Below are 16250 nucleotides of genomic sequence, written 5' to 3'. Positions count from 1 at the left end.
CGTCTTTTTTTATGGAATCTTTTTAAAGTTGGGCAGATTTATTCTTTTCCATCCACCAGCGGTCGAAGTAGCGACGACCAACGCCTACAATCCCGACGAAGATAAACAGGCTAATGAAGTGACGGTTGAAACCAGGGCGGTAGAACTCGCCATAGCTGAGCACATTATCAATCAGGCAATATACTAAAATAATCGTCAGCCAATGCCACAGGGTATAGCGCTTGATGCCCACTGCATAAAAGGCAATCCATAACATCACAAAGGTGAACAGAGCTGACCAGATATTCATATTGGCGGCGATGACACTGAGTAAAAATGCCACGATCGGCAATACAATTTTCAGGACGCGATCCACTTGCAGCTGATGTTGACGCTGGCGTTCCAGTACATCCAACATTTCTTTTTGATCGGGACTGACCATCGTGAATCCTTATGTGGTTGCTAAAACACCCTATTTAACAAAATTTATTCACGAAATGCCATGCTATGATACAGATAAAATTTTCATGAGAAAAATCAGATGCAGAGCATTAGTGGGATCATTTATCTCATTTTAGCGGCTTGTCTGCTACCTTATGTGTTTACCATGATTGCTAAAAAAGCTGGAGGCTTTAAGGCTAAAGATAACCAGAATCCGCGTGATTTTTTAGAACAGTCTACCGGTGTTGCAAAACGTGCTCATGCTGTTCAGCAGAACAGTTTTGAAAGCTTGCCGCTGTTTATTGCAGCTGTCCTGATGGCTGAATATCTGGTCATGCCGCAAAGTCTGATTATGACTTTTGGTATTGGTTATCTGATTTTCCGGGTGCTGTACGGTATTTGCTATCTGGCAAACTGGGCGACATTGCGTTCCATCATGTGGTTGCTTTCCATGTTATGTCCGATTGCGTTATTGCTACTGATCATCAAACTAATTTAGGTCAGTCCAGCCATCAATCGCCTGATTAATTGTTCGATATTTTTAAACCGAAAAAAATCTGCAAAAAACCGTTATAATTGTCGCGGTTTTTAAAAGATTTAACTTGTTAAAGAGTGATGCTATGAGCTACAGCAATATCCCAGCGGGTAAAGATGCACCAAATGACATCTATGTAATTATTGAAATTCCTGCAAACGCAGCACCAATCAAATACGAAATCGACAAAGATTCTGATGCGCTATTTGTAGACCGTTTCATGGGTACAGCAATGTTCTACCCAGCAAACTATGGTTATGTTCCAAACACTTTATCTCTAGATGGTGACCCTCTAGACGTATTGGTTGTGACACCACACCCAGTAGAGCCGGGTTCTGTTATTCGCTGCCGTCCTGTGGGCAAACTGAACATGGAAGATGACGGTGGTGTTGATGCGAAACTGGTTGCAGTTCCACACGACAAATTGACACCGATCTATAAAGATGTTCAGGAATATACTGATCTTCCTCCATTATTGATCAGCCAGATCGAACACTTCTTCCAGCACTACAAAGACTTGGAACCAGGTAAATGGGTTAAGTTAAGTGGTTGGGAAGGTGCAGATGTTGCGAAACAAGAAGTACTAGACTCAATTGCTGCTTATGCAGAAGCAAACAAATAATTGCTTTGCTTTTCCATTTAAGTCTTTAAACTTTTAAAGCTTAAATAAAAAAACCTGCACAATGTGCAGGTTTTTTTGATTTAAAGCATCGTCAGGACATTAGAATAATTTCACCGGGATGTCTAACCAGATACGCCATTCATTTGTTGAGCTGATAGCATTACTTACATAGTTGCCAGAAGCATTATTGTAAGTATCACTTGCGCGCAAGTATGAGTGACGTAAGCGTAAGTTTGCATCTTTGAATGCACCAGATTGAACCGTATATTTCACTTGGTTAAAGAATTCATGTTCTTCAGCTTGGTCGATAATTTGTGCTGGATTATTTATTTCGGCTACATCAATATCCCAACCATAAACGAATGCTGTTGTCCAGTTTAGACCTGGAAGACCATGGTTTTTAAAATTATAGTTGTACTGTAAGCCAACAGATTTTTCATCGTTACCCTTAAAGTCGGATAAGTATGAGTTTGGTACATAAATGCTTTGTAGACCATCTGCGTTGTAAGCATAGTCGTAACCTATGTTGCCCGCATTATCTTGGTATGCAAGCATCAAATTGTGTGCATCTCTGTTATAGCTTGCAGATACACCCCAAATTGAGTTAGTCAATTCTTCAGTTGCACTGCGTGGATCAGTGGTTGCTGCTCCAACTTTCCATTTAGTATTGTAACCCATTGCCTCTAAAGTTACGGTCGCACCATTTGCTGTAGGAAAGCTGTAATTTACATTCCCATAGTGACGATCTAATTTATCTTTAACGTCTACCCCATAATAAGAGGCATTAACTTGGTCGTTAAACTTGTATTTCGCGCCCCAGAAAATAGCACTGTCCAAATTTTGTTGGTCTGAGCTGATATCATTAGACCATTGATTTTTAGTGAATTTACCACCGATTAACGTCAAGTCTTTAATTTCGTTACTTTCAATATAAAGACCAGTGTAGTACTCAGGGGTTAAACGAGCAGTATTACTTGCAATTACTGGAATTTCAGATACTTGCGTACCATATTTAGCCGTTGTGTTTGATACGCGTGCTTTGACATAAGCACCTCCACGTGCCCAATGATCATAGGCATCTTTAGTTCCATCGGCATTATCTTGACTATGCGTTGGGATCATTTGGTTACCAGTATGCCCATTTTTACCGAGTTTAAATGAAGCATCACCAATGATACCTGCACCAAAACCAACAATACCTTTGGTAAAGCCAGAATCTAGATTAATTATTGCTGTTTGAGCTGCAGAGCTTGTATCATCAACACCATTTTTTTTATCACGGCTTAAGTAACCCGTACGGAATAGAACTGTGCCTTCAGCATCTTCTACAAAGCCTTTTGCTTCACTTTGTTCGCTTGCATAAGCTGTAGAGATCAGAGCAGCTTGTACCAACACTGCTAATGTAAGTTTCTTTGCGTTTAACATGGGGAGAGAGCCTCATATATGTTTTTTTGTACTGCATCTGCTTAAAGCACACGCAGAAATTAACCAAATTGTATAATTAATCTGATAAAAAATATCGTTTTTATGACATTCTTTAAACTAAAGTTGAGTTTTTTTAACCTATTATTCACAATCACGCTATAGTTTTTAGTATTATTTTTTTCCATAAGGTAAAATTAATATTGAAAACAATAAGATAAAAATAAAGTTTTTATAATGTAATATTTTTAATAATGAAGGGCATGTTTCAGAGCTCATATTGATTTTTTTTAATTTGATGTTATGTAAGGTTAAAACTGATTAAAAGATTCTATAAGCTGTTTTGTCCACTTTAACAATACTTTAAATTTTTCCTTTATACTGCAATTCACTATTTAGACTAGTTCACAGTCATCCATTTTCATTTTTAAACCTTTTGGTAAAAATTTATTATTCACGTTTTTCATATTCTTAACCCCCCGTTTATTCAAACCTGGTAAATGAGGGCATGTATGTCTCAACTGCCAAAACTCGGTTTGCTTGTGCTTCTTGTTACCATGACTTCAGGTGCTTTTGCTGAAGATACCCAAAATCTATCTAGGGGTGAACTTAGCGCAATTATTGGTGTCATGAACAAATATATTTACCGTGGTGGTGAGGAAAATGATGATCCATTGGTACAGTTTGGACTGGAATATACACACAACAGCGGGAGATTCCTGGGCTATTGGGGCTCAACCTTAAATTATGATTCTTCTGATGCAAATCAGGATCATGGTTTTGAGCATGACTTTTATATTGGTTATGGCCGAGCGCTGAATGAGAACTGAAGCTACTAATCCTAGATCGTATCTTATTACTATCAAAATGATGGGACAGTTTATAGTAAAGATGGCCCAGATAAGCGCGTACTACTGATTTTGAGATACTGAATGACGTGTTTTATAACGACCTGAGCTTAGGTTTAGATGTCATGCTGACAGATCTTAACTATGCAAATGCAGAAGATGTTTATCTCAGTGCAGCTTATAGCTATCTATTACCGCAAAACTTTAACCTGAATACGTCAGTAGGTGCTTCCCTGTATAACGCTAGCGGTGATGATCAACTGATTCAGACCACAGAAAGCTTTAGTTTTAATGAAACACAGATTGGACTAAGTAAAACAGTCGCAAAACGAATTGAATTAAGTCTGGACTATGTCTATGGCGGCAAAGGTTGTGATGACATAGATTTCGATAATCATATTGTCGTAGGTGCAAACTTTAATTTCTAGGTTTTGCTGAAACAGGGATTGCAAGGTGTGTCATATTGATTAAATATTATGCACCTTTTTTATGCATAAAAATTTATCTATATAAAATATAGCTTCAAAAAGTAGCAAGTTGTAAGCGAATATTTAGACATACAGTGGAATAGCGCAAGTACTTTATTTTTCAGTTTTTTCTTGATTTTATCTTTTAACCTAAAACAATTTAAATTTTAATTTTTAATATATATTATTAAAATCAAATATTTATATAAATAAAAAAACTTTTATAGCTAATTTGGATTTTCCTTTTTATGGGTTGGCATAGCTATTGCAAAGCCTAGGTTGAGTTTAAAAACACAACTAAAAACGTCTGCGGACGGTTGGGGGAATCTAACAATGAAATTCACTTTAAAAGCTTTAGCAGTTGCAGCAGTAGCTTCAGCATCCAGTTTTACTTTTGCAGATGAGCCTACATCTCCGCACTCAGTATCTGGCAATATCGGTGTATTATCGAGCTATAACCTGCGTGGTATTACCAACGTGCCTGAAAATAGCGGAGCAACCTTGCAAGGTGGACTGGATTATAACCATGCCTCTGGTTTCTATGCAGGCTGGTGGGGATCTACCTTGGATTATTCTTTGGCTGAGGAAGGACGTGATGCTTTTGAAAATAACTTCTATCTAGGCTATAGCCATGCAGTAAATGATGACTTAGGTTTAACCATCGGTACGACTTACTATTATTATTATGAATCTGATGTGGAATCCAATGGTTTTGAGCTGTTATTGGGTATGAGCTATAAGGATTTAGGTGTTACGGCACAAACCCTTCTTGAAGATACGACTTGGGGGAATGCGGGGGATACTTATATTAAAGGTACTTATAGCTACGCCTTGCCGAATGATTTCAGTCTAGATACCGCTCTGGGTTTATATGCTTATGAAAAATCAGGTGACTTTATTGAAGGAACGACTGAAAGTTTTGGCTTCCGCCATTTTGACATCGGTCTAAGTAAACCACTGGGTGATACAGGTGTCACTGCCAGCATGAACTACATCATTGGTGGTTATGACCGTTTTGATGAAAAACAAAAGAATAAAGTGGTATTCGGGCTTGGTTATAGCTTCTAATCTCTTATAGAAAAAAGGCGACAAATGTCGCCTTTTTTATTTTTATTGTCTAATAGCTTAGCTTTGCTGACCTCGATAAGATAAAGCTTCCGATAAATGCTGAGGCTGAATTTCTGAATTCTCAGCTAAATCAGCTATGCTTCGTGCTACTCGTAATACTCGATGATAAGCACGGGCAGATAAATTTAACTTTTGTTGGGCAAGTTCAAACATTTTACTGGTCTGAGCATTTAGTGGCGCAAATTGCTCTAATTCTTTTGGGTTTAATGCCATATTCAGCTTGTTCTGTCTTTGCATTTGCAGTTCGTAGGCAGTTATCACACGCTCCCTAACGGTTGCAGAATCTTCTACCGGTTGTGTAGATTGTAATTCATGAGCTTGCAGAGGAGGCACATCGATATGCAGGTCAATCCGATCCAGTAATGGCCCAGAAATCCGGTTCTGATAACGCTTGATCATTTCTGGAGAACACTGGCAGCGAATATCCTGATTGAAAGCATAACCACAAGGGCAGGGATTCATCGCTGCAACCAGCTGAAAGTTGGCTGGGAAAGTAATTTGTCGAGAGGCACGCGAAATTACAATTTCCTTAGATTCCAAAGGTTGACGTAATACTTCAAGGACTTTCCTGTCAAATTCCGGCAGTTCGTCGAGAAATAACACACCTAGATGTGCCAGCGTAATTTCACCTGGTTTAGGATGCGATCCTCCACCGACCAGGGCAACTGCAGACGCGGTATGATGTGGCGCACGGAAAGGACGTTGTCCAAAAGTATGACTATTATTGGCAATAGAATAAATACTGGCGACTTCAAGATTTTCTTCAGTATTGAGGGGCGGCAAGATACTGGCTAGCCGCGAAGCCAGTAAAGTTTTACCGGTTCCAGGAGGTCCTCTAAATAATAAAGAATGTCCACCTGCAGCAGCAATTTCCAAAGCCCGTCTTGGGCGCAGCTGACCTTTGACATCGGCTAAATCAAAGCGAGAATCTGAGTGATTCACCTGTGGTCGGGCCTGCATCTGGACTAAAGGTGCGAGTTTATTTAAATGATCACAAACTTCTTTTAGATGAGCAGCGGCAAATACCCGAAAATCAGGTAACTGACAGGCTTCCTGAGCATTTTCTTTAGGTAGAATCAGTTCATGCTGCGATTGTTGACAGGCAATCGCAATACTAAGCGTACCAGTGATGGGACGGAGTTGACCATCTAAAGCAAGTTCACCGATGAATTCCATTCCATCAGTACAGTTTTCAGGGAGTTGACCTGAAGCCATCAGAATCCCTAAAGCAATTGGCAGATCTAAACGTGAACCGTCTTTGGGCAGGTCAGCAGGAGCCAGGTTAATAGTTAAGCGTTTGGTCGGGAACTGGTAGCCACTATTCAAAATAGCAGAACGAACCCGATCCTTACTTTCCCGAACCGCCGCTTCGGGCAGTCCAACAATAGTTAAGGAAGGCATGCCCTGACTGACATGAACTTCCACTTCTATTAAAGGGGCATGCAGTCCCAGCAATCCCCGGGTATGAATTTTAGCAAAAGACATTTATTGTTCCATTTTGGTGCGTTATTATTGTTCGTTATTTGTCTTTTATGCACTTCACTGGTGCTTATTTTTTGTTCGATATCTTTTCTTCAAGTGATTCAACTTGTTTGAGCAACTCATTTAAACGCTGATTGGCCTGATTTAAGACTGTACGCTGACGTTCAATTTCCTCTTTTGAAACCAGATCCATTTTACTTACTGCTTCGTTTAATAAAGCCCGAAGATTATGTTCTAGATCTTTTTTTGGTTCTTCGATCTGCTGCAAGATTGCTTGTAATAAAGTTTCAATCATTGTGTGGTCCATAGAGATGGAAATAAGCGCACAGTTTAACACCGCAGCAATCAAGACTATAGTATTTCAGACAAAATATGGGATTAATCGATAATTATTATCATAAAAGACCACATAAAAATGACTAAAATTTGAAGATTCAAAAGATTTATAAGTATAAAATAATATTCAGGGAAACCGCATGTCGAGCTTTCTAATTTCCCCCGACCTTAGAAATCTTGGCATGAAATTTGAACATAAAACCTTACTGGTGAAATAAGCCGAAGGAAAACAAACATGAAGCTCGTAACTGCAATTGTAAAACCTTTCAAATTAGACGATGTGCGTGAAGCATTGTCTGAAATTGGCGTTCAAGGCATCACTGTGACTGAAGTCAAAGGCTTCGGTCGTCAGAAAGGCCATACTGAACTTTATCGTGGCGCTGAATACGTTGTTGATTTCTTACCAAAAGTCAAAATTGAAATCGCGATCAGCGACGAAATGGTTGACGCGGTAATCGAGTCAATTACGCGTGTAGCAAGCACAGGCAAAATTGGTGATGGAAAAATTTTCGTAACAAATCTGGAACAGGTCATCCGTATTCGTACAGGTGAAACAGGTGCAGACGCTGTTTAATTTGGCACAAAGTTTGCTGAGTAGCGAATAACTCACAAAAACTTGGTTGGGGGATACGAATGAAAAAAATACTACTCGCGTTGGGTCTGTCCAGCGCACTTTTGGGCGGTTCTGTTGCCTGGGCTGAAGAAGCCGCATCAGCAGCCGTTCCTACCGAGGAAGTTGCTTTAGTTGATGCAACCGCAACTCCAGATATTACAGAAGTTACTGCTGTGGAAGCAGTAGAAACAGCGCCGGTTGAAGAAGCGGCAGCTGCAGAAGAAGAAGCCACACTCGATACAGGTGACTCTGCCTGGATTTTAACGTCAACAGCCCTAGTTCTACTCATGACCATTCCAGGTTTAGCCCTGTTCTATGGTGGTATGGTACGTAAGAAAAACGTACTGAGTACTATGGCACATAGCTTTGTAGCAGCTGCAGTAGTCAGCATTGTCTGGGTCGTGATTGGTTATACCCTGGCATTTGGTGAAGGTAATGCCTTTATTGGTAGCCTAGATAAATTTATGCTGTCCGGTATTACGACTGAAGCGCTGTCAGGTACCATTCCTGAAATCCTGTTCGTCATTTTCCAAATGACTTTTGCGATTATTACGGTTGCCATCATTAGCGGTTCTATTGCTGAACGTATGAAGTTTGGTGCTTTCATCGCATTCATCACACTTTGGGTGATTCTGGTTTATGCGCCAATTACTCACTGGGTATGGGGCGGCGGCTGGTTAGGCAGTGACGGTGCATTGGACTTCGCTGGTGGTACAGTCGTACACATTAACTCAGGTGTTGCAGGTCTGGTTGCGGCCTACATGCTGGGTTCGCGCATGGGGCTAGGACGCGAATCTATGGCACCACACAATCTGACGCTTACTGTAGTCGGTGCAAGCTTACTATGGGTGGGCTGGTTCGGTTTCAACGGTGGTTCAGCATTGGGTGCAAACGGTTCAGCAGGTTATGCACTCGTGGTTACACAAGTGGCAGCAGCAGCAGCAACGATCTCTTGGTTAATTACTGAAAAAATTGCACGTGGTAAAGCATCTGTATTAGGTGGTGCATCGGGTGCGGTTGCAGGTCTGGTAGTGATTACTCCAGCAGCTGGTTTCGTGACTGTAGGTGGTGCTTTAGCGATGGGTCTCATCGGTGGTGTAGTATGTTTCTGGGGTATTACTGCACTGAAACGTATGCTTAAGGCTGATGACTCTCTAGATGCTTTTGGTCTGCATGGTGTAGGTGGTATTGTCGGTGCGATTCTGACTGCATTCTTTGCCAGCGAATTTATCATGGGTGACGGTGCACCAACCAATGTAATGCATCAATTATGGGTACAAATTGAAGGGGTACTGGCAACAATCGCTTACTCTGCAATCTTGACCTTTATTATCCTGAAAGTGATCGATCTGATCATTGGTATCCGTGTTTCTTCTGATGATGAGCGCATGGGTCTGGACTTGAGCCAACACGGCGAACGTGTCGAATAATCTGCTAAAACAATAATCAATATATTGTGTGAAACAGCCCGTCAGGGCTGTTTTTTTTCTATATATTGCGTAAAACTCTACAAAGTTCAGAATTTTTGCTACACTCGGAAATCATCAGGATTTGTTCAATTAAACCGCTATGCATTGCCCATTTTGCAATACACCAGACAGTAAAGTGATCGATTCACGCCTGGCCGCCGAAGGTTGCCAGATTCGCCGTCGTCGTGAATGTGTCAGTTGTAATGAACGCTTTACCACCTTTGAAAGTTATGAAGTGGTAATGCCGCGGGTCATCAAGTCTGATGGCAAGAATGAACCCTTTGATGAAGCCAAATTACGCCGTTCTCTTATGCATGCCTTGCAAAAACGTCCTGTGACACAGGAACAGATTGAAACGGTGCTTAGCGATATCCAATTGCAGATTCGCCGTCTCGGTGAACGTGATGTCAAGTCACGCACTATTGGTGAAATCGTGATGCAGTCTTTGTTTGCCCTCGATCATGTTGCTTATGTACGTTTTGCTTCGGTGTATCAGGACTTTCAGGATGTCGAAGCCTTTCGTCGTCAGATCGAACAGATGCAGCAACGCGGCGAATTACAAGAATAAGCATGATTGAAATAACTCAAGATCAAATCTGGATGCGCCGTGCCATCGAACTGGCACGTCAGGGCCAGTATTCCACCAAACCGAATCCAAACGTTGGCTGTGTCATAGTTAAAGATGGCGTAGTAGTGGGCGAAGGTTTTCATCCCAAAGCGGGTCAACCACATGCTGAAGTCTTTGCAATGCGTCAGGCCGGTGAGCAGGCCCATGGTGCAACCGCTTATGTGACTTTGGAACCCTGTGCGCATTATGGGCGGACCCCGCCTTGTGCCAAAGGTCTGGTTGAAGCTGGCGTAGCTAAAGTCGTCGTGGCTTGTCCTGATCCAAATCCACTGGTCGCCGGAAAAGGTGTACAGATCCTGAAAGATGCTGGTATCAACGTTGAAGTGGGCATCTGTGAAGATGAAGCACATCCACTCAATTATGGTTTTCTGAAAGCCATGGCGACTGGGATGCCTTATGTGCGTGTGAAAATTGCATTAAGTCTGGATGGTCGTACCGCGATGGCTTCGGGTGAATCGAAATGGATTACCGGTATAGAGGCTCGGCAAGATGTCCAGCACTGGCGTGCGATTTCTGGTGGGGTAATTACCGGGATTGAAACAGTATTGGCCGATGATTGCCAGCTCAATGTCCGTAGCCTGAAAGGCGTTGATGACATCAGCAGGATTGTTCAGCCAAAACGGATTATTCTGGATCGCCAAGGTCGTTTGCCACTCACTGCTAAGATTTTGGAACAACCAGAAACGGTGATGGTGATGGGACCTTATCGTCAGGAACTGGCGGATCTCGGTGTGATCCAGCTTGAGATTCAGCCTTTAAAAGAATTATTACAGTACCTGGTTCAGCAGCATCAGATTTATGACGTGCTGGTGGAAGCAGGAGCGACTTTATCTAGCGCATTTTTACAGGAAAAACTGGTGGATGAACTCATCAGCTATGTTGCACCGACTCTATTGGGGCAAACTGCGCGTAGTATGTTTAATGCAGAATTCAGCCAAATGGCAGAACAACTTCGATTCAAATTGCAGGACGTGACCCGTTTGGGTGATGACGTGCGCTTCAGGTTAATTCCTTCTCAAGAGACACTATGAATTCAGAGTCTACGGTTTACCACAAACGTCGCCATGCGGCACGTACCACAGATGAATATCTTTTCCATCAGCTGGTTCCTTATCTGGGGAACAAACGCCGTTTACTACACTTAATTCTGGAAGCACTTGAGAGCACGGGAACCCTAAAACGTGAAGATGGCCGTGCGCCGATTTTTGCCGATTTTTTTGCAGGTTCGGGGGTGGTTTCACGTCTGGCCCGTCAGAATGGCTATCGGGTGATTGCCAATGACTGGGAACCGTATAGTCATGCACTCAATCATGCAGTTTTAGCTTGTACCGAAGCACCTGCCTTTAAAGAGCTCGGTGGCTATCAGAAAGCGATTGATTATCTGAACCGTTTACCAGAAGTCAAAGGCTGGGTGACACATAACCTGTGTCCACGCAATGATGAAATTTATGATCCGACCCGTGACCGTTTATTCTTCAAACGCCGTAATGGTATGCGTATTGATGCGATACGCCAGCAGATTGCCACCTGGCAAGCCCAAGGCGCAATTGATGATGTGGAAATGAGTGCTTTATTGGCACCACTTCTATATTCAGCCAGTTTTGTCAGCAATACTTCAGGCGTATTTAAGAGCTTCCATCATGGCTGGGGCGGTAAAACCCAGACCGCGCTGGAACGTATTGAATCGCTGCTTTGGTTAACACCAAGCCGTTTCTGTGAAGATAACAAGCATAAAGGTCCTGCAGCTGAAATGTGGTGTGTCGATGCCCAGCATCTGGCGAATCAGATGAGTGGCTTTGAAGTGGATGTTGCTTATCTCGATCCACCATATAACCAGCATGCTTATAGCAGTAACTATCATGTGTTGAATGCTTTAACCCTCTGGGATCAGGTGGATCTACCGACACCCGATACCAAAGGCTTTAAGAGCGGGATCGACCGTGCTTGGCGTAAAGAGCGTCCAAGTCAGTACAACTCGTCCAAGCATGCCAAGGAAGCCTATGAAACCTTGTTGGCAACCATCAATGCACGTTTTATTCTGACCAGTTATTCAACCGATGGTAATATCAGTGCGACAGATCTGTTGCAGGCCAATCTGAAACGTGGCCGTGTGACCTTGCTAACTCAAGATGTGCCACGTTACCGTGTCAGCAAGCAGCGCCAGTCCGAGCGTGCACGTGTACTGGAATTTATCGTGATTACCGACACGCATGCCAAGTCTGGGCCACCGATCCGTCAATTGTTGGGTCAGTTACACCATTATGCAGAACTGGGTGGTGTCGATACGACCAGTGTGAGTACGCAGCTAGCTCTCTGGTAAAAGCATAAAAAGGAATAGAAAATGTTTACAGGTATTATTGAAAGCCTCGGTAAGGTCGAAAGCCTGCAAAATGTCGGCGGTGATGTACGCTTACGTATTCAGACTGATCTGGATATGACCGATGTCCATCTGGGCGATTCAATTGCCACCAATGGCATTTGCCTGACTGTAATTGACTGGGGCGACAACTGGTATGCAGCAGACGTGTCTCGAGAAAGTTTAAATCGAACCACACTTGGTAACTGGAAAGCGGGTCAACCTGTAAATGTTGAAAAAGCCATGCTGCCAACCACACGCTTTGGCGGGCATATTGTTTCTGGTCATGTCGACGCGGTGGGCGAAATCACGGTAGTGCGTTCTGATGCCCGTTCCATCTATTTTGAAGTGACAGCACCTGCTGAAATTGCCAAGTATCTGGCAGAGAAAGGTTCAGTGACAGTAGATGGTATCAGCCTGACGATTAACCATCTGCGTGGCAATATTCTCAGTTTAAACCTGATTCCGCATACCGCTGAACGAACCAATATTGGCACCTGGAAAGTCGGGACCAAAGTTAATCTGGAAGTCGATGTGCTAGCACGTTATATCGAGCGTTTGTTGCTGGGTAACAAGGCAGCTGAAACCACACCACAGTCAAAAATCAGTATGGATTTTTTAGCTGAAAATGGCTTTTTAAAATAACCAAACTGCCTAAATACTCAACAGTCTAATTGAAAAATTAGACTGTTTTTTTATTTTTCGGGATAATCCTGACTTCACTTTACGATTTTAACCCCAGCGGACAGGTCGAATGCTCGATTTCTTACTAAACCTGGAACAGTCTTTGCCGATATTGCTTGAGCAATATGGGGTGTGGATCTATGCCATTTTATTCCTGGTGATTTTTGCAGAAACGGGATCTGTATTTTGCTTTTTCCTGCCGGGAGATAGCCTGTTAATTGCAGTCGGTGCGCTCTGTTCTAGTAGCGATTTGATTACGCTGCATTCTATGGGATTACTGCTATTTACTGCGGCAGTGCTGGGCTATACCGTCAATTATTACACTGGCAAAGTGTTAGGCTTAAAATATTTCAATCAACATTCGCGTTTCTTTAAACCCGAATATTTGACCAAGACCAATCATTATTTTATGAAGCATGGCGGCAAAACCATCTTGATTGCACGTTTCATTCCTTTTGTACGTTCTTTTGCTCCATTTGCTGCCGGTTCGGGCCATATGAATTTTATGACTTTTACGCTTTACAATCTGGCTGGAGGCGTATTGTGGATTGTAAGCTTACTGGGCATAGGTTATATGGCAGGTAATGCCGCCTTTATGCTGGCAGATTTTTTCTAGATGTGAATAAATAGAAAAGCCCACTTTTGTGGGCTTTTCTAGGCTTATTTCTAAGTCAATTAACGCTTTTGCAGAATGTAATCAATTTCTTCACGGGCTGCAGCACGTAAGCGGTTACGCAGCTGTACCAAAGTTTCCTCGATCGCAGTTTCGGCTTCCAGTTCCAGACGTAATCGGGTACTTTCCAGCTCTGACAGAATCTCAGTATCATCAATTTTGATTTGGGCGGAATTTAAAATGCGATTTTGCTCAAAACGTGCCGCATAATTCAGGACTTCAGCATTCAGGCTGTCCCGTAATAATTCTAGGGTACGTGTCTGTTCTGCATATTTACGTTCTTCATCCAGCTTCATTTGCTCGATATACGCCTGCTCCTGAGCACGCTTATCTGCCAGCGCTTTTTCAAGGGCCTGCTGTTTGCGAATCCGTGCTTCTTCAATCAGTTCCGCTTTGCGTTGTGCATAAGCTTCCTCAATTTTACGCTCGGATTCTTTTTGCAGTTGCTGGTCATGTGCCAGCCATTCCTGCAATGACGTCTCTGGCTGAAGTACGTCGCAGATACGCGCGAGGTCATCAATAAAGGTCTGACGCACAGCTTCAGGCACATTTAACCAGCGCTGTTTGAAATCTGGACCAACATTTAATGCCACGGGCATCTCCTTATGAGGTTTAAGTAGGGCTACAGTTTATAAGTTTTCGGCTCAATACCCAGTCGACGGTATTGCTTAAACTTCTCGCGGCCGAGTTGCTTGGCCGTTTCGTTGTTTTCAATAATCTCAATAATGTGACTAAATTTAGCGTAAGGTTCAAGTGCTTCAGGATTAAAATTAAAGATAATCCAGTCTTGTTGCTCAGGCAAGCTTGCAGAGATACAGACACTGGCCTGTGGCTGGTCAATACCATGCGGGATGAAACCGGTAGGATCAAACGTCCACAGATGTTCATCCAGCTGTTGCTGCAAGTCCACATCACCACAGAGTAACCAGATCCGTTCCGGCTGACGCAGAATCTTGCGGCATAAACGGCAGGTACTTTCGACCTGCCGTTCAGGGCTTTTTTCAAATAAATAAAAGCTGACTTTAGCCATTCTTTTGAACACGGTTCGCCAGGAATTGCATTAATAATGGCACTGGACGACCTGTTGCGCCTTTATTGGTGCCTGAATTCCAGGCTGTACCTGCGATATCTAGGTGTGCCCAGCGATAGTCATGGGTGAAACGCTGCAGGAAGCAGGCTGCAGTCACAGAGCCGGCCTTAGGACCACCAATATTGGCAATATCTGCAAATGGAGAATCCAGCTGTTCCTGATAATCATCCAATACTGGCATACGCCATACCCGGTCAAATGAAGTTTGACCAGCAGCTTCGAGTTCAGCGGCCAATTCATCATCCGGCGTGAACATGCCAGTCAGGACTGAACCCAGTGCAACCACACAGGCCCCGGTCAAAGTTGCAATATCAATCACGAGAGCAGGGTTAAAGCGTTTTACGTAAGTTAAAGTATCGCAAAGTACCAGACGACCTTCTGCATCAGTATTCAGAATTTCAACCGTTTGACCGCTCATCGTGGTGACAATATCGCCTGGACGGGTTGCTTTGCCAGATGGCATGTTTTCAGCAGCGGCAATGGTACCCACAACATGAATATCTAAACCAGATTCGCATAATGCACGCATGGTACCCAGCACGGAAGCTGCACCACACATATCGTATTTCATTTCGTCCATGCCGGCACCTGGCTTCAGGGAAATACCGCCAGTATCAAATGTAATCCCTTTGCCGACTAAAACCACAGGTGCTTCACTACGTTCTGCATGATATTCGATGGTAATGATACGTCCTGGACGGTCTGAACCTTTGCTCACTGCCAGAAAAGAGTGCATTCCCAGATCAGCCATTTGCTGTTCATCCAGTACATTCACTTTAAGCAGTTCTGGATATTCAGCTGCTAAAGCCAGTGCCTGTTCCGCAAGGTATTCCGGGAAACAAATATTGCCTGGACGGTTACCCAAGTCACGTGCTAAGTTTTGGCCGGTTTGCACTGCCTGAAGCAATTGCAGCTGTTCTGCAGTTACTGGACTATCGGTCGCAATCAGGTTGATTTGCTCAAGTACAAATTCATTTTTCTTGGATTTGAATTCATCAAAAGCGTACGCAGCCTGGGTCAGCAATAGTGCAAAAATGTTATGAAATTGGACTGGCAGGGCAGAAATGTCTACGCTGATCTGCTGGAATTTTTTCTGTGCTGCTTTTATGATAGTTTGCGCAACTTTCGCCAGTTTGCCCGGCTGTAGTTCAGCAGTCTTGCCCAAGCCAACCAGACAAGCGTTAGTACTCGCTGGAACATTACCAACTAATGCCAGGGTTTCATTTAGACCTGCTTTATATTGTGTCGCTGTGGTGATTTCTTCGAACTTGTTAATCTGATAAGTCGCAGCTGACTGCTGAAGTTGCTCAGAATCTACAAGAATTAACAGATATTGGCTGGATGCATTCTCTTGGAATGACGTATTAATTGTCAGTTTCATATGCGTTTATTTAAGCCTTATAAAATTTGCAACCATTAAACCATTGAAACAATTTCCTGAACAGGGTTTCAATGTTCAACTCAAGTATCGGTTTTA

Annotated in this window: 19 protein-coding genes; 12 read left to right on the top strand and 7 right to left on the bottom strand. The window is 42.9% G+C overall.

Annotated elements, in window-relative coordinates; all coding sequences use genetic code 11:
* Nucleotides 1-22: 22 nt before the first annotated feature.
* The gene (locus HADU_RS12280; RefSeq protein WP_004810189.1) at nt 23-421 is read right to left on the bottom strand and encodes a hypothetical protein; all 399 of its coding nucleotides are present in this window, start codon (nt 419-421) and stop codon (nt 23-25) included.
* A gap of 99 nt (nt 422-520) precedes the next feature.
* On the opposite strand from HADU_RS12280, the gene HADU_RS12275 reads away from it, so the two are divergent.
* A complete protein-coding gene (locus tag HADU_RS12275) occupies nt 521-919 on the top strand; it encodes an MAPEG family protein (RefSeq protein ID WP_004810187.1) in 399 nt (132 codons plus the stop codon).
* 121 nt (nt 920-1040) lie between these two features.
* Nucleotides 1041-1577, top strand: a complete 537-nt coding sequence (gene ppa, locus HADU_RS12270) for an inorganic diphosphatase (RefSeq protein ID WP_004281037.1) — start codon at nt 1041-1043, stop codon at nt 1575-1577.
* 99 nt (nt 1578-1676) lie between these two features.
* On the opposite strand, the gene HADU_RS12265 is transcribed toward ppa, so the two are convergent.
* Nucleotides 1677-3002, bottom strand: a complete 1326-nt coding sequence (locus tag HADU_RS12265) for an OprD family outer membrane porin (protein ID WP_004810184.1) — start codon at nt 3000-3002, stop codon at nt 1677-1679.
* 509 nt (nt 3003-3511) lie between these two features.
* Here HADU_RS12265 and HADU_RS12260 point away from each other — a divergent pair.
* From HADU_RS12260 to HADU_RS12250, 3 genes are all read left to right on the top strand, one after another.
* Nucleotides 3512-3829 carry a TorF family putative porin gene (locus tag HADU_RS12260; RefSeq protein WP_004810182.1) on the top strand — a complete coding sequence of 106 codons (318 nt, stop codon included), beginning with the start codon at nt 3512-3514 and terminating at the stop codon, nt 3827-3829.
* Between the two features lie 143 nt (nt 3830-3972).
* Complete coding sequence (locus tag HADU_RS12255) at nt 3973-4275, top strand: hypothetical protein (protein WP_004810179.1); 303 nt, start codon at nt 3973-3975, stop codon at nt 4273-4275.
* Nucleotides 4276-4647: 372 nt separating this feature from the next.
* On the top strand, nt 4648-5382 hold the full coding sequence (locus HADU_RS12250; protein ID WP_004810177.1) for a TorF family putative porin: 735 nt from the start codon (nt 4648-4650) through the stop codon (nt 5380-5382).
* A gap of 57 nt (nt 5383-5439) precedes the next feature.
* Here HADU_RS12250 and HADU_RS12245 read toward each other — a convergent pair whose 3' ends face one another.
* Together HADU_RS12245 and HADU_RS12240 are read right to left on the bottom strand one after the other, a co-directional pair.
* Complete coding sequence (locus tag HADU_RS12245; RefSeq protein ID WP_004810176.1) at nt 5440-6927, bottom strand: YifB family Mg chelatase-like AAA ATPase; 1488 nt, start codon at nt 6925-6927, stop codon at nt 5440-5442.
* Nucleotides 6928-6991: 64 nt separating this feature from the next.
* On the bottom strand, nt 6992-7219 hold the full coding sequence (locus tag HADU_RS12240; protein ID WP_008306863.1) for an accessory factor UbiK family protein: 228 nt from the start codon (nt 7217-7219) through the stop codon (nt 6992-6994).
* Nucleotides 7220-7495: 276 nt separating this feature from the next.
* Here HADU_RS12240 and glnK point away from each other — a divergent pair, with 276 nt between their 5' ends.
* The 7 genes from glnK to HADU_RS12205 all read left to right on the top strand — a co-directional run bounded on the left by glnK (nt 7496) and on the right by HADU_RS12205 (nt 13626).
* Nucleotides 7496-7834 (top strand): P-II family nitrogen regulator, encoded by a 339-nt coding sequence (gene glnK, locus HADU_RS12235; protein ID WP_004281042.1) that lies wholly within the window; start codon nt 7496-7498, stop codon nt 7832-7834.
* A gap of 59 nt (nt 7835-7893) precedes the next feature.
* Complete coding sequence (locus HADU_RS12230; protein ID WP_004810169.1) at nt 7894-9303, top strand: ammonium transporter; 1410 nt, start codon at nt 7894-7896, stop codon at nt 9301-9303.
* A gap of 139 nt (nt 9304-9442) precedes the next feature.
* Nucleotides 9443-9910, top strand: coding sequence for a transcriptional regulator NrdR (gene nrdR / locus HADU_RS12225; RefSeq protein WP_004810168.1), 468 nt, complete (start codon nt 9443-9445; stop codon nt 9908-9910).
* Nucleotides 9911-9912: 2 nt separating this feature from the next.
* A complete protein-coding gene (gene ribD / locus HADU_RS12220; protein ID WP_004810165.1) occupies nt 9913-11001 on the top strand; it encodes a bifunctional diaminohydroxyphosphoribosylaminopyrimidine deaminase/5-amino-6-(5-phosphoribosylamino)uracil reductase RibD in 1089 nt (362 codons plus the stop codon).
* Complete coding sequence (locus HADU_RS12215) at nt 10998-12290, top strand: DNA adenine methylase (protein ID WP_004810163.1); 1293 nt, start codon at nt 10998-11000, stop codon at nt 12288-12290. Before ribD ends, HADU_RS12215 begins: the two co-directional genes overlap by 4 nt.
* A gap of 21 nt (nt 12291-12311) precedes the next feature.
* Nucleotides 12312-12971: a riboflavin synthase gene (locus HADU_RS12210; RefSeq protein WP_004810161.1), complete on the top strand. Its 660-nt coding sequence runs from the start codon at nt 12312-12314 to the stop codon at nt 12969-12971.
* 109 nt (nt 12972-13080) lie between these two features.
* On the top strand, nt 13081-13626 hold the full coding sequence (locus tag HADU_RS12205) for a VTT domain-containing protein (RefSeq protein ID WP_004810159.1): 546 nt from the start codon (nt 13081-13083) through the stop codon (nt 13624-13626).
* 59 nt (nt 13627-13685) lie between these two features.
* On the opposite strand, the gene HADU_RS12200 is transcribed toward HADU_RS12205, so the two are convergent.
* Genes HADU_RS12200 through HADU_RS12190 form a run of 3 tightly spaced genes read right to left on the bottom strand, consistent with a single transcriptional unit; the run spans nt 13686 to nt 16154 of the window.
* Nucleotides 13686-14276: a hypothetical protein gene (locus HADU_RS12200; RefSeq protein ID WP_004810157.1), complete on the bottom strand. Its 591-nt coding sequence runs from the start codon at nt 14274-14276 to the stop codon at nt 13686-13688.
* A 29-nt stretch (nt 14277-14305) separates the two neighbouring features.
* The gene (locus tag HADU_RS12195) at nt 14306-14713 is read right to left on the bottom strand and encodes a DNA polymerase III subunit chi (protein ID WP_004810155.1); all 408 of its coding nucleotides are present in this window, start codon (nt 14711-14713) and stop codon (nt 14306-14308) included.
* Entirely contained in the window at nt 14706-16154 is a 1449-nt protein-coding gene (locus tag HADU_RS12190; RefSeq protein WP_004810153.1) for a leucyl aminopeptidase, read from the bottom strand. The genes HADU_RS12195 and HADU_RS12190 overlap by 8 nt, the downstream gene beginning before the upstream one ends.
* Nucleotides 16155-16250 lie beyond the last annotated feature (96 nt).

Origin of the sequence: Acinetobacter sp. HA (genome assembly GCF_000264725.1) — a bacterium.
GTDB classification, from domain to species: domain Bacteria; phylum Pseudomonadota; class Gammaproteobacteria; order Pseudomonadales; family Moraxellaceae; genus Acinetobacter; species Acinetobacter schindleri.
This window is presented reverse-complemented; position numbering and strand designations above follow the sequence as displayed.

What these genes read in the sequence shown, in the direction of transcription:
- ppa (WP_004281037.1), top strand. Translation starts at nt 1,041, where the DNA reads ATGAGCTACAGCAATATCCCAGCGGGTAAAGATGCACCAAATGACATC.
- HADU_RS12260 (WP_004810182.1), top strand. Translation starts at nt 3,512, where the DNA reads ATGTCTCAACTGCCAAAACTCGGTTTGCTTGTGCTTCTTGTTACCATG.
- HADU_RS12245 (WP_004810176.1), bottom strand. Translation starts at nt 6,927, where the DNA reads ATGTCTTTTGCTAAAATTCATACCCGGGGATTGCTGGGACTGCATGCC.
- HADU_RS12280 (WP_004810189.1), bottom strand. Translation starts at nt 421, where the DNA reads ATGGTCAGTCCCGATCAAAAAGAAATGTTGGATGTACTGGAACGCCAG.
- HADU_RS12250 (WP_004810177.1), top strand. Translation starts at nt 4,648, where the DNA reads ATGAAATTCACTTTAAAAGCTTTAGCAGTTGCAGCAGTAGCTTCAGCA.
- HADU_RS12195 (WP_004810155.1), bottom strand. Translation starts at nt 14,713, where the DNA reads ATGGCTAAAGTCAGCTTTTATTTATTTGAAAAAAGCCCTGAACGGCAG.
- HADU_RS12255 (WP_004810179.1), top strand. Translation starts at nt 3,973, where the DNA reads ATGCTGACAGATCTTAACTATGCAAATGCAGAAGATGTTTATCTCAGT.
- HADU_RS12215 (WP_004810163.1), top strand. Translation starts at nt 10,998, where the DNA reads ATGAATTCAGAGTCTACGGTTTACCACAAACGTCGCCATGCGGCACGT.
- HADU_RS12205 (WP_004810159.1), top strand. Translation starts at nt 13,081, where the DNA reads ATGCTCGATTTCTTACTAAACCTGGAACAGTCTTTGCCGATATTGCTT.
- HADU_RS12230 (WP_004810169.1), top strand. Translation starts at nt 7,894, where the DNA reads ATGAAAAAAATACTACTCGCGTTGGGTCTGTCCAGCGCACTTTTGGGC.
- glnK (WP_004281042.1), top strand. Translation starts at nt 7,496, where the DNA reads ATGAAGCTCGTAACTGCAATTGTAAAACCTTTCAAATTAGACGATGTG.
- nrdR (WP_004810168.1), top strand. Translation starts at nt 9,443, where the DNA reads ATGCATTGCCCATTTTGCAATACACCAGACAGTAAAGTGATCGATTCA.
- HADU_RS12190 (WP_004810153.1), bottom strand. Translation starts at nt 16,154, where the DNA reads ATGAAACTGACAATTAATACGTCATTCCAAGAGAATGCATCCAGCCAA.
- HADU_RS12265 (WP_004810184.1), bottom strand. Translation starts at nt 3,002, where the DNA reads ATGTTAAACGCAAAGAAACTTACATTAGCAGTGTTGGTACAAGCTGCT.
- HADU_RS12240 (WP_008306863.1), bottom strand. Translation starts at nt 7,219, where the DNA reads ATGATTGAAACTTTATTACAAGCAATCTTGCAGCAGATCGAAGAACCA.
- HADU_RS12275 (WP_004810187.1), top strand. Translation starts at nt 521, where the DNA reads ATGCAGAGCATTAGTGGGATCATTTATCTCATTTTAGCGGCTTGTCTG.
- ribD (WP_004810165.1), top strand. Translation starts at nt 9,913, where the DNA reads ATGATTGAAATAACTCAAGATCAAATCTGGATGCGCCGTGCCATCGAA.
- HADU_RS12210 (WP_004810161.1), top strand. Translation starts at nt 12,312, where the DNA reads ATGTTTACAGGTATTATTGAAAGCCTCGGTAAGGTCGAAAGCCTGCAA.